We start from the raw sequence: 12,913 nt of genomic DNA, 5'->3' as shown, positions 1-12,913 counted from the left end.
CCAGAAGGCTGAGATTGTGAAAAGAACGATCAGTAAAGAAAAAATTGCAATCCCGCTGTGGCGTAATAACAGGCGAGTTAACCAGCTCCGAATGAAATAAAACCTATGCCATAGGTGTGCGTACCCAACCCGAATCTTCCTTTTTGCTATCTTGGTCCAACTGCGAATAGCAGTCGTTGTAGCTTTGTACCGGTTCCGGAAATATTCTCGCATGCGATTTACCAGCACAACTACCATTCTTCAATTATTAGAAAGCTAAGTTCTCATACAATTGATCCTAAAAAGATTTGTTTGTCTACATGCGAGGTCTCTCTTCTTTTAACATTATAAATTTCATATTCGATTAGGCGATACACCCAGTTTGGATACAATTCCAAAATTTTCTCTATTTTCTCCGTCCTGTTAATGATATTTTTGAACTCTCGGATTTAGATTGGGTAATTAACCTAATTCGTTGCCTCTGAGGAGTTTTGATGCGGTCTGCTGTTGATTCCAGTTTTGATATTGCGTTTTGGTTCAGCGACACGGCGCTGGAAAATAACGAGTACCTGCAACCCCAAAAGCTGCACCGGCTTTTGTTTTTGGCGCAGGCCTATTTTGCTGTGGCTTATGAGGGCCAAAAATTAATGCCTGCCGTGTTTATTGCCGAAGAAGTCGGGCCGTTGGAGCCTAACATCTATCGCGCCTTCACCCGTGGACGGCCCAATATAGAAGCCGAATTGTTCCTGCCGATTGATGTGGAAAGCTTTCTTGAGAACATTTGGCGGCGTTTCGGCAACATGTCAGCAGACCGATTGAATAAACTCTGCAACGGAACGCTGGCGTTTAAGAAGGCGATTAAAGTCGGTAAGCGGAGTGAGATCACCTTGGATGAGATGATGTTGTCGTTTACCCGCGCCGACAATACCCCTGCCGTAGACCAAGTCGTGAAGCCTAAGCTCATGCGCACCCAAGAAGGCAAAGCCGTCACCGTCGCCTCCTGGAACCCTTCGAAGAAGGTTTCTGCAGAAGCTTCCCCAATTGGGACGGTGCATCTTGCGCCAGGTCAACGAACCGAAGAGAAGCCCAGCCCCATTGCCCGTCCCCTAGACCGACCCAGCGTGGACCGACCCAGCCTAGATCGACCCAGCCTAGACCGACCCAGTCTGGACCGACCGGGCGGCCTCGGGAAAGGCGGTCGCACAAGAAGTCAATTCAAGCCATTTTTGCCGAAGTAGGCAGGCGAAGCGCGCTTGCTAAATCTTATAAGCGTTAATGTTGGATTCCAAATCTTCAACGGCTTCACCCAAATTCTCGGTTGCCTGTTTGGTATCATTGGCAGTTGTGAGCGATTGTGTCGTTGCCTCGTTGATATCATTCATTGCCGTTGCAATTTGTTCAATACCAACCGATTCCTGACGGACGGCGGCGACGATTTGCTGACATGACGTTCCGGTTTCATGGATTGCTTCGCTCAGGGTGACCATAATTTCACTGGTCTGTTCGACCAATTCGACACCCTGGTCGACTTCATTTGTGCCTTCCTCTGTCGCCATCAGGGCGCGACTTGTGGCGGCTTGGATGCTTTCCAAGATTTTCTCTACCTGGCCTGTGGATTCCTCGGATTGTTCGGCCAGGTTTCCAATTTCTTCGGCAACGACCGAAAACCCTTTGCCGGCTTCCCCAGCCTTGGCGGCCTCAATCGACGCGTTGATGGAAAGCATTTTCGATTGATGGGAAATATTATTAACGGCGGCGGTAATTTGGCCGATCTGCTTGGTTTGTTCGCTCAGTTCCAGATTGGTATCGGCAATCGCCTGTACTTTCTCGCGGATGGATTGCATGGCGCCAACGGTCTGCTGCAATTTCTCTTCGCCTCTGTCGCCTTCTTCGCTAGTGCGATCTGCGGTTTCGCCCAACGCCTGTGCTTTCAGCAAGGTTTGATTGGAGGTCGCCTTAATTTCCTCCAGAGTTGAGGTTGTTTGATTGATGGCGGCTGCCTGCTCAGCGGCCGCTGATGTCAGCGATGAAATCGCCCCTGTAATTTGCCTGACTGTGGTGGAAACTTTGATGCTGGCTTCCCGAATATTGCCGGTAAGCTGCTTCAGATTCTCCGACATAACTTGGACAGCGTGATTAATGCCTTCTACTTTCTGATTTGAGTCAAATTTCGTTGTCAGGTCACCATCGGATATTTTTGTTGCAAGAACTGCGATCTCATTTGGTTCACCGCCAACTTGCCTAAGCACATGGTTGGCAAGGTATAGGCCGATTAACACACTCAGTAAAAAGCCTGAGATGAAGATAATCAATGTCGTTAAAATGGTATTACTTGTGACGGAATGATTCTCAGTTTTTCTCAGGGCCGATAATTCGGTTTCTTCACTGACGAAGGCTAATAGGGTTTTACGAATTTTGTCAAAGTAGACTTTGCCCTTTTCCTGCCCGATCAAAATGGCCAGATCATCCATAGACTTGCCACTTTGTACTTCGCCACGAAGGGCAATCAAGGGATCGACAACATCTTTTCGCCAAGTCCCAATTGTGGCCTGAATGTCGTCTAATAGCTTTACTTGAGCCGGGTTGTCGCCGACCGTTTTAGCGAGTGCCGATGCTTTATCAGAAAATATGCCAGAGCTACGATTGTAAGGCTCCAAAAATTCCATTTTTCCAGTCAATAGGTAACCGCGCATGCCGGTTTCCATATCAATGCCGTTTGCCAGAAGGCCTTGGGCCTCATTGATCACACTGTAGGTATGGGTGATCCAATCGATGGCCGAATCGATTTGTTTGTTTTTCTCTTGGGATACCTTGTAATCGGATTTTCGTTTATCTAAAAGATTCCTTTCGCGGTTGATAAAGGTGTCGATCTGGCTGCGGAACTTGTCGAAATAGCGTTTGCCTTTTGCCTGTCCGACAATACTAGCCAAATCATTAACCGTCGTTGCACCGCTGATTTCACGGCGGAGAGAAACATTCGAGTCAACGACGTTGTTCTTCCATTGGCCTAATAGTTTTTCTAGCGTTACCAGACGCTGGACTTGTTTGGGATTGTCACTGACTTTCTTCTGCAAAGGGCCGATCAATTGGGCGATATTTTTCTCCCCTTTAATTAGGGGAGCCAGAAAATTGTCTTTTCCAGCGAGAAGATAGCCGCGCATACCGGTTTCCATATTAATCGCACTGACCAGTATTTTGTCCGCTGTGGTGATTACCTCGTTCGTATGCTCAACCCAAGCCTCTGTATTTTTAATAGAATTGATACTGGTTATGGTGACGACACAAAGGATAAACAGCATTAAGACCGGGACGCCCACCCCAACGAGAATTTTTGACTTAAGTCCACCAAAATTCATTTTCTTTTCCCTAGAAGTAGCAAAATAATGTAACTGCACCTTTTTACCGCCGCACAGTAACAATATGGCGGCAGTTAAAGCATTGACAATGGATAAATACTTCGAAGAACTGACTGTACTCTAATATCCTAACGCCATGCCATCTTTTCGGTGATCAGAGCCGCCAATTAACACGCCGCGGTCATGATCAATGTAAATCGCCTGACAGCCGCCAGTCGGTTTTTCTGCCCAATCGACAGTATGGCCCCTGGCTTCCAGGTCCGCGCGGATGCCATTTCCAAACGCGGGCTCAAGAGACAAGACGTCATTAAACCAAAAACTACGCGGCGCTTCATTGGCGCGTTGGATATCGTAGCCGCGATCAAGCACGTGAGAGATAAAATGTGCGTGGCCGGTTGCCTGGAACTGTCCACCCATGACGCCGAAGGGCATGACAACTTTGTCGCCCTTGGACAGCATCGCCGGAATGATTGTGTGCATCGGGCGCTTGCGCGGGCCGATTTCGTTCGGGTGATCAGGGATGAGGCAAAACCCTTGGCCGCGATTGTGCAGGAGCACACCGCACCCTGGCGCAAAAATGCCGCTGCCAAAACCGTCGAAGATCGAATTGATCAGCGACACCGCATTTCGGTCCTTATCGACCACGGTCAGGTAGACTGTATCCTTGTGCACAGGGCCGTCCCATACTGCGGGACCAGAGGCGACATCAAGTTTTATACGGTTTCGTAAATCACCAATGAAGGCATCACCCAAGACCTCATCCATATCAAATGTCACGTGGTCAGGATCAGCAACCAACAAATCGCGCTGGCGATAGCCTGCCTTTGTTGCCTCTGCCAAAAGATGAATCCGGTCGGCTTCGCTGACCGCGTCGTCGGACAAATCAAAACCATCCAAGATACGTGCAATGATCAAGGCAGCGAGGCCTTGGCCATTGGGCGGGCATTCGGTCAGTACATGGTCGCGGAAGGGGGCGGAGATTGGCGTTGTCTCAAAGCCTGAGAACTCGGCAAAGTCTTCAAGCGTATGGGTGCCACCGAAGCTGTTTAGTACCGTGACGATTTCTTCTGCGACTTCGCCCTGGTAAAAGGCATTGCGTCCGTTTTTTGCGACGGCCTTCAGAGTCTTGGCGAGGGCCGGGTTCACCATTCTATCGCCGGTCTTCGGCGTCACACCGTTTGGCAAAAAGTATTTGGTGGCTTCCGCATTGCTTTCAAGCCGGGGTCGGCTCATCGCCCAGTCATAACCGATCCTGCCGGTAACGCGGTAGCCGTTTTCAGCGGCGTCAATGGCCGGGGCCAGAATGCGTTCGAACTCAATCGTTCCATATTTTTCATGCAGCCTGCACCACGTATCAATCGCGCCTGGAACAGTCACCGCGTGGGGCGACGTTGGCGGCACAACTGAATGTCCCGCATCCCTTAAAGTATCTGGTGTCATCCCGGCGGGCGCAAATCCTGATCCGTTGAACGACGCGACAGGGGACCCATCACCAGGGGCAACCAGGGCAAAACAATCGCCTCCGATGCCAGTCATCTGGGGTTCAACAACACACTGCACCGCGACGGCTGCAAGGGCTGCATCTATGGCATTGCCCCCCATTTTCAACACGTCAACAGCCGCCATCGTCGCCATCGGCTGCGACGTCGCCGCCATCCCATTTTCAGCAACAGCCGTGGAGCGCCCAGGAGAGAAATAATCACGTTCTAACATTTGAAATCCTGTCAACGAAGGGGGAGAAATATTTGGCATGCTGGGTGAGAATAGTCAAATGAAGGGGGCAAAGGCGATGGGGTTGGAGGGGTGATTATTCCTGAGTTGCTTGCGGCGGTGAAGAAAGAAGGCGAGGCGGCGCTTTATCAGCAAGAACGATAAATTTCAGGAATACCCCTCACACCCGGTAAACAGTCCATGTTCTTTTGAGATGGGATAGCGGCGGCAGACTTGCGGGCGGTGGTCGTAGATGCGGCAATAGTATTTATCCCGCCCTGGATATTTTTTTATCCACTTGCAGCGCGGCGTGGTTTTCTTGGTCCGCCAAAGATCGCCCGTACGTGCGCCGGGTTCACCGTGGAGCGTGACGTATTGCAGAAGTTCCGGGGCGTTTCTTTCCCAGTACGCGATATCTTCTTCGACGGCTTGTAATTCTGCGGCACCTTCAAGACAGCATTTACCGCAACTGTTGCATTGGAAGTTAGGTGTCATTTTCCCAGTCGTCATTGTCTCCTGGTCCATCAACATAGCCCCGTTCAATCGCGGTCATAAGGGCGGCAAAAGCGTCGCGTTTTTCCTCGAATGTTTCACGTAGTATCCGCAGTTCAGAAGCAGAGGGCTCCGAGCCGTCCGTTAAGCCAACTTTCACTGCCGCAATCATATAGGCCGCGCGTGCCTTTGCGACCTGGACGGAGACCAATAAAAGCTGCTCCTCGGTCAAGGGTTCCATTTCGGCAACCATAACTTCGCGATTCGATACCCGAACCGCATGCTCCATACTCAATGCAAAATGTACGTGAGCCCTTGCAGCTGAACCTGACATCTCAATCTCTCCCAGAGAATTATTTTTTCGTAGAAACCATAACCTGTATTATTGCTAAGAGAACAGTACATTTTACAGGGTCCTTCCCGGTGTAGGTCGTTAGATAAAGTAAGTCTTATTCTCAGGGGCGTAATCATGAGCGTAGAAATCGCTGACATTCTTTCTTTTTGGTTTGAAGAGACTGAGCCAAAGCAGTGGTTTGTAAAAAATGCCGCGTTTGATGCCAAGATTCAGAAACGTTTCGGTGCGACCTATGAAGCCGCAGTTGCAGGGACTCATGACGGATGGGCGGAGACACCAGAAGGGTGTGCGGCCTTGGTCATCGTGCTGGATCAATTCCCGCGAAATATGTTCCGGGGGGATGCCCGCGCATTTGAGTCTGACGCGAAAGCCCTAGCCCTAACCAAGCACGCGATAGAGCAGGGGTGGCTGGACGATCTACCCGTGGAGCACGCAAGGTTCCTGATCACCCCGATGATGCATTCTGAAGATTTGAGAGACCAAGAAGCAGGTATCCCATTGTTTGAAAAATACGGCAACGCCAGCACACTGGACTATGCGATCAAGCACCGTGACGTCATTGCCCGCTTCGGTCGCTTCCCGCACCGAAATGAAGTGTTGGGGCGGGAGAACACGGCAGAGGAAGAAGAGTTTATAAATACGCCAGGGACGGCATTCTAACGCGTTAGATTTCTTGCTCCGCGTCGAACAGCACCTGAAGTCGTCCAATGGGAGTCAGTTCATAGGAAAATTCCAATGGCTGATCGACCCAGTAGGGTGGGATCAACGAACCCGCGATAATGACATCGCCTGTTTCAATCGTACCGCCAAATGGTGCGAGAAAATTTGCGAAATGGCGCACGATTTCACCAAGCCGCCCGGTCATCGCTTCGACATCAGACGTATCGATGACGATGTTTCCATTACAGGTCAAAATTCCGGTTAGGCCCGAAACTTCACCACCGGCAAAGCGTGTATCGCAATCACCTAAGATCAGGCCGCGGTGATAAATATTGTGGGCTAGAATTTCTTCTGGGTCATCGGGTGGGAAGGTGACATCTGCCAACTCAATAGCTGGACCCAACCCGCGAATGGCTGCCTTGGCTTCGGCCAGGCTGGCACCCGGTGAAACGCCAGCTCCCATATGGATTGCGATTTCAGGCTCAAGCGCTGGCTTCGCGTAGTCGGCCTGCACCAGCGTTGTGCCGTCCTGCATCAGGGTCTTGTCTGTCAAAAACCCAACAAGCGGCGCAGATATACCGAATTTTTCGAGTGCTTGTGGCGCGCCAAATGCGGCCTTCCAACCCACCCTTCTTTCGCCTTGGTTAATCTGTTTCTGACGCAGGGAAAATTGCTTTTGCATGCCGCGCTGAATGGCGCTGCTCATATCAGGAGTATTCATCTAATGGCTATCGCCTTCGGGAATGGCGTAGCCTGCATCTTCTAGCGATCCGGCACCGCTCCAGCCCCAGACCAAGACAACGTCTTCATCAGACGTGTTCTTGAACCCATGCCAGTGTCCCGAAGGGGTGAACACGACATCGCCTTCGACGGATGATTCTTCGCCATCGGTCGTGTACATGGTTCCAGATCCTTTGAGCACAATCCAAAATTCATCAACATTGGAATGCTTATGCCGTTCGTGGGCCGCACCTGGTTTGAGAACAGTCCAGCCAACGACGGTGCGTTTGGAATCAGCTGATTTCTCATCGATCAAGAACTGAACCTGCATGTCGATCCAGCCATCTTCTTTTTTTAATCCACCGACCAGCGGCACGTCTTTGATGTTCGTGCGATAGGGTTTTGTCCCAGTCATTCTTAAATGCCTCCGTGTAAATTTATTCCCTCTAGTTCTGGGAAATTTTCTCTAAATCAGATTGCTTGATGATTCCGCCCATCAACCGATACACATCAATCACAGTGACAAAGTCACGATGGCCGATGCCGAGGCTATGACAGGCATTCAGCATTTGATTGGTCGCGGCGATCAGCGGTGCCGGCATGCCCATTTCGCGGGCGAATTCCAACGCCAGTAAAACATCTTTCTGCTGCAAGCGAACATTGGCCAAGGGCTTTTCAGGCATCTTGCCATCCAGCACGAACAAGCCGCGGTATCCCATGACAGGGGATGCGGCGACACTTTTCATGAAGCCGTCATAGGCGATCTCTGGGTCAACGCCGCCTTTTTCGGCGAGCGCCATGCCTTCGCAAAACGCCACCATTTCGGCGACGAGTGTCAGGTTGATGGAAACCTTTAGGGTTGCCGCCGTGCCGCTTTCGCCGATGTAAGTCGCATTGGGACCGATCGCCAGCAGAACATCCTTCACGCGCTCAAACGCCGCCTTGTCACCGCCAATCATGATCGATGCTTTGTTTTGTACAATTGATACCGGGCTGCCTGATAGGGGGCCATCCAGCATGATCCGCCCGGCGTCCCTGAATGCCGTGGAAATTGCCCGCGACCGGCCCGGTGAAATCGTGCTCATGTCAATGTAGACACTGTCCTTGGCGATGCCGGAAAGCACGCCATTTTCGCCCAGCGCAACAGCCTCAACCGCCGCCGCATCGGTAACGATGGAAAAAATTACGTCAGATTTTGCCGCGACATCCGCCGGGCTATCCCCCACGGCCATGCCTTTGTCCGCAAGGGGCTTCGCCTTTTCAAGGGTTCGGTTCCAACCTGTTACCTGATACCCTGCATCGATTAAACGTGGGACGATGATCTCCCCCATGTCACCAAGACCTAAAAATCCCACTCTCATCTAAGTTTCCTTTTCTCCGCATCTGTGTGTTGCCAGACCGTGTCGGCTCGTGGACACGTCATAAATTCAACCTTCCAATACCCAAGACCCTTCGTCAAACACTGTTGCAGTGCGCGTCTAAGATTCCGAATTTTGTATTTAATCCCACCGTCAGAGAAAAGCGCGGCGCAAGATGATGCGTGGGACATTTGTGGTTTGAAATAAAACCCAAAATTAGGAATATTCCGGTTGGTTATTCAAACCCAAAACGAGAATGGCGACGCTGATAATGGAACCGTGAGCTTTATCGTATTTAATTAAGTGCTCTTACACGTCTAAACCTAAAGCCGTCTCAACGACCTGAAGAAAATTTCCGATATCAATTGGTTTTGTCTGGTAGTCGTAAAATCCGGCCTTCCGTCCCGACTCAATATCTTGCGGGCTCGCATTGGCTGAAAGCGCGATGATTGGTGTTGAGCGGGTGCTATTCATTTTCTTAAGTTGTTTGAGAGCCTCAAAACCATTCATTCCCGGCAGGTTAATATCCATGATGATAATATCTGGGTTCTCGTCACGGGCCAGGTCCAAACCTGACTCCGCCGTGTTGGTGGATATCATGTTCAGGCCATCAACCCGAGATATGATCAATTTCATCAGATCCAAGTTCGCTGGGTTATCTTCCACATAAAGTACCTTGCCTGAGAGTTCTTTGAGGATGACATCATTCTTGCTGTGGGCCTCAATCTTGTTGGCGCCCATTACGTTCTGAGATAATGGAAGTTCAATCCAGAATGTTGTGCCCTTGCCAACGTCGCTCTCGAAACCGATGTTTCCGCCCATTTCCTCGACCAGGCGTTTCGTCACGACGAGACCGATGCCCGTCCCTTCCGTGCTCGTCGTTTCATGACCGAGGCGGCTAAACGGCTGAAACAGTTCTGATTGTCTATCTTCAGGAATACCCTCTCCGGTATCGGTGACACTTATCCTCAACATGCCTTTTGGCGTTTCATACGTGGCGACAATCAATGCGCCTCCTTCCCGATTGTATTTGACGGCATTGGAAAGCAGGTTCAAGAGGATCTGTTTAAATCGTGTAATGTCTGTGCGAATTACGGAGTCGGCGATGTACATGGAATGGTCAGGTGTGCGAATATTACGTTCCAGCGCCTTGACTTCTATCGTGGTGAGGCACTCTTCAATCAGGGGTGACGCCACCACGTTCTCCATGGAAAGATCCAGTTTTCCGGATTCGATTCTCGCCAAGTCGAGAACTTCGTCGATCAGTTTCAGCAGATGATGTCCGCCATTTATGATGTAGCCTACTGATTTTTCCTGAGTGATCGTCAGAGCTTCCTTTGGATCGTTGTTCAGCAACTGGCTAAATCCGAGAATCGCATTCAAGGGGGTGCGAAGTTCGTGGCTCATGGAGGACAGGAAGTCGGATTTCGCACGGTTCGCTTGGTCAGCCTGCTCCCTGGCCTCAACCAAGTTTTCCTCGGCACGCCTCCGTTCAATGATGCGGCCCACTTGCGTACCAACGTGGCGCATGATTTCGAGAATTTCAGCCCGGGGCAAATATTTCTCACTTGCGAAAAATTCGAAGACAGCAACAACTTTTTGGCCGACCAGTATGGGAAAGGCGAAGGCACCTTTGACGCCGGCGTCCTTAGCCAGCTTGGCGCGGGGGAAGTTGCTGTTCGTGGTGACGTCGACAATCCAGGCCGGCTGGCCGCTGGAGAAAACACGGCCCGGAAGTCCAATGCCAGAGGTGAAGTTGGTTTTCTCGGTGGTCCGACGGAAATTCTTAAACTTTTGGGGCTCGTCGAAATGCCAAATGCGCGTGGAGGTCAGTTTATCGCTTTCTTCCCCGTCTACCATGTAGGCGTGGCCCACGGGCCACCCGGCATAGGCGCAGACCAAACGGAGACAGGTCTGAATTGCTTTCTCAACCGTGGGCGCTTCATTGACTGCCACCGCAGTTTTCTGCATCAAGTTAATCGTATCAGTATTCTTGAGCAGCGTTATTTCTGAATGTTTGAGGTCGGTAATATCCCTCCGAACCATGGCTGTCCCGCCATTCGGTGTTTTTAGATGGCGGAGTTCTATGTAGCGGCCATCTCTTATTTGGCGTTCGATGGTTCGGCATGTACGGTATTCTTTCAAACGCTGTTGTATCCAGTTCTCATCACGAACAATTTCTGCTCGAAAATTTTTCGCTTTAACACGTGTTCGTGTTATTTCTTCAAACGTAAGACCGGGCTTAAATATTTTATCGAAATCAGAAATAGAATTCTGGAAGTCTTGGTTGCAAAGGACGTATCTTTCCTCAGCATCAAAAAGAATGAATCCATCGGTGAAACATTCCACTGCGTCTTGGAGAGTCTTGCGTTCTTCCGCCGTGGCGCCTTCGCTTAACAGAAGCGCCTCTTCGGCTTTCTTTTGTTTTGTAATGTCCCGAACGATCCCAGTGAACACGAATGAATCATCCTGCATGAGTTCGCTTACGGCGACCGACATGGGAAAGGTTGCGCCGTCTTTTCTTAATCCCACTACCTCGCGTTCAACGCCAATGACCTTGACCTCGCCCGATTTAAGAAAGTTTTTTAGGTAAGAATTGTGCTTACGCTTATGGGGGTTGGGCATCAGAACGTTGACGTTCTTGCCTATTACTTCGTCTTCCTTGTAGCCGAAGATCGTTTCCGCCGCCAAGTTGAAGGACTGGATTTTCCCTGTCTCGCTAATGGTGATGACGCCATCAACGACAGTATCCAGAATGCTCTGCAACTGAATCTTTTGTTTGTTCAATTTTTTGTCGTAAGTACGGCTCTTGGTAAGAACTTCCTGTCTTTTAAGAACCTGCTCGATGATGGTAGGCAATAGCTCAAGAAAGGTCTTCAGATTGTCTTTGATAATGTAGTCGGACACACCCAGGCGCAACGCCTTGGCGGCGATGCTCTCGTTTCCGCGCCCGGTTACCATAACCAACGGAACGTCGGGCTTAAGGGCTATGAATTCTTGTGCAATCTCAAGCCCGGTAACGTCAGGCAGTCTGTAATCTATCGTCACCAAGGCAAAGTCGCCCTTGGAGAATGCGCTTATGGCCGCCTTTCCGGTTGCGGCGATTTCGACTTGGTATCCCCTCGCGCGAAGTACTTCGCCAATCAGGTCGGCGATTTCAGGCTCGTCTTCCACGCAGAGCACTCGGTCTTTGGCAGTTTTTCGAAATTTCTTCAATTTCGTTGCCTCACCTTATGCAAATATTATTATTCACACTCCAGGACCGGGGCGTTGCCCGGCATTCATTCTTTTTGAATTGTTAATGACTCCATGTGAGTCCACAAAACGAAAATACAAACGATTTTTAGCGGTGATTTAGGTTGCTAGAGTCTAAAAATGAAATTCGATACCAATAACCTGTCCTTTGTGCACATGTCTTATGTCTTTCGTTATGACTTCCGTCAGAGCGCAGCGCAGATCAAGTTAGAAGTTTTATGAAAAACTCCCAAACTTGATCCTTAGCGGCTTCTTCTATCATTTCAAAGATAAAGGGGGAGTTGGCCGAGAATCTGCTGCGGCGTTTTGATCGCGCCAACGAACTGAACGAGGACCCGCTACACGGCTTTCTCATTTGGCTGAAGCTGCTGCCGGAAATGATGGCTGACCTGCCCACAGGGCATCCAGGGTGCTTGGTCGCGTCTTATTGTTATCAGGAACGATTGTTCGATAAGAATGTCACGGATCTAAGTGCGTCCGCGGTGTTGAGTTGGCGGGAACGCTTTCGTGCACTCAGTATTCTTGGGGGCGTCGTAGATAGACAACGACACGTGTTGTTGCGATTAAAGCGACGCGATCGTCCAACCGATCCCGATAACGCCACCGCCGATGATAAGAAGCCAGAAGGAAGCCTTGGTGACGGCGGAAAGGGTTCGATTTTTCTCTCTATTGTTATGTTCTTCCGCCAGCTTCTGTCGTCGGCGAATTTGCATGCGGCGCTTGCGGTCTCTTTCTTCGCGCTCCATGGCTTCTTGAGCGGCGAGTTCATCTGCGATTCCGTTTTGCTTGGGTGTATTTACGTTCATTGGGTCCTCTAAAATGCTTAATTCAAATTTTGTCTTCGATAAATTGGATGGGAGTAAAAAATCAAAAATTTAACACGTTTGCAAACCGTAAAATCGGTGAAGCAAAAAATGTGAGACTTACGATATGGCTTAAGATTTCCCACCGTGGCAGCGAGTATGCATAATTTAGAGGGGACGGTATGTGATGTCCGTCACGCCTTGCCGGGAGGAGGTATTCTGACT

Annotated in this window: 10 protein-coding genes and 1 pseudogene; 3 read left to right on the top strand and 8 right to left on the bottom strand. The window is 50.1% G+C overall.

The window, feature by feature from the left end; genetic code table 11:
* Positions 1 to 473: 473 nt before the first annotated feature.
* Positions 474 to 989 (top strand): annotated as a pseudogene (locus tag HOM51_06945) (hypothetical protein).
* A gap of 246 nt (positions 990 to 1,235) precedes the next feature.
* On the opposite strand, the gene HOM51_06940 reads toward HOM51_06945, so the two are convergent.
* From HOM51_06940 to HOM51_06925, 4 genes are all read right to left on the bottom strand, one after another.
* Positions 1,236 to 3,335, bottom strand: a complete 2,100-nt coding sequence (locus HOM51_06940) for a methyl-accepting chemotaxis protein (protein ID MBT5034242.1) — start codon at positions 3,333 to 3,335, stop codon at positions 1,236 to 1,238.
* A 120-nt stretch (positions 3,336 to 3,455) separates the two neighbouring features.
* Positions 3,456 to 5,048, bottom strand: coding sequence for a gamma-glutamyltransferase (gene ggt / locus HOM51_06935; protein ID MBT5034241.1), 1,593 nt, complete (start codon positions 5,046 to 5,048; stop codon positions 3,456 to 3,458).
* A 165-nt stretch (positions 5,049 to 5,213) separates the two neighbouring features.
* Positions 5,214 to 5,555, bottom strand: a complete 342-nt coding sequence (locus HOM51_06930) for a YkgJ family cysteine cluster protein (GenBank protein MBT5034240.1) — start codon at positions 5,553 to 5,555, stop codon at positions 5,214 to 5,216.
* Positions 5,530 to 5,871 (bottom strand): hypothetical protein, encoded by a 342-nt coding sequence (locus HOM51_06925; GenBank protein MBT5034239.1) that lies wholly within the window; start codon positions 5,869 to 5,871, stop codon positions 5,530 to 5,532. The genes HOM51_06930 and HOM51_06925 overlap by 26 nt, the downstream gene beginning before the upstream one ends.
* A gap of 135 nt (positions 5,872 to 6,006) precedes the next feature.
* On the opposite strand from HOM51_06925, the gene HOM51_06920 reads away from it, so the two are divergent.
* Positions 6,007 to 6,552 carry a DUF924 domain-containing protein gene (locus HOM51_06920; GenBank protein MBT5034238.1) on the top strand — a complete coding sequence of 182 codons (546 nt, stop codon included), beginning with the start codon at positions 6,007 to 6,009 and terminating at the stop codon, positions 6,550 to 6,552.
* A 4-nt stretch (positions 6,553 to 6,556) separates the two neighbouring features.
* Here the strand turns inward: HOM51_06920 and HOM51_06915 are convergent, their stop codons facing one another.
* The 4 genes from HOM51_06915 to HOM51_06900 form a co-directional block, all read right to left on the bottom strand.
* Complete coding sequence (locus tag HOM51_06915) at positions 6,557 to 7,273, bottom strand: hypothetical protein (protein ID MBT5034237.1); 717 nt, start codon at positions 7,271 to 7,273, stop codon at positions 6,557 to 6,559.
* Positions 7,274 to 7,687 (bottom strand): cupin domain-containing protein, encoded by a 414-nt coding sequence (locus HOM51_06910; GenBank protein MBT5034236.1) that lies wholly within the window; start codon positions 7,685 to 7,687, stop codon positions 7,274 to 7,276.
* 31 nt (positions 7,688 to 7,718) lie between these two features.
* Positions 7,719 to 8,633: an NAD(P)-dependent oxidoreductase gene (locus tag HOM51_06905; protein MBT5034235.1), complete on the bottom strand. Its 915-nt coding sequence runs from the start codon at positions 8,631 to 8,633 to the stop codon at positions 7,719 to 7,721.
* Between the two features lie 306 nt (positions 8,634 to 8,939).
* Positions 8,940 to 11,846, bottom strand: a complete 2,907-nt coding sequence (locus HOM51_06900) for a response regulator (protein MBT5034234.1) — start codon at positions 11,844 to 11,846, stop codon at positions 8,940 to 8,942.
* Between the two features lie 320 nt (positions 11,847 to 12,166).
* Here HOM51_06900 and HOM51_06895 point away from each other — a divergent pair, with 320 nt between their 5' ends.
* Positions 12,167 to 12,703, top strand: a complete 537-nt coding sequence (locus HOM51_06895) for a hypothetical protein (protein MBT5034233.1) — start codon at positions 12,167 to 12,169, stop codon at positions 12,701 to 12,703.
* Positions 12,704 to 12,913 lie beyond the last annotated feature (210 nt).

The sequence above is a fragment of the Rhodospirillaceae bacterium genome, from assembly GCA_018660465.1.
Lineage (GTDB): Bacteria > Pseudomonadota > Alphaproteobacteria > Rhodospirillales > JABJKH01 > JABJKH01.
This window is presented reverse-complemented; position numbering and strand designations above follow the sequence as displayed.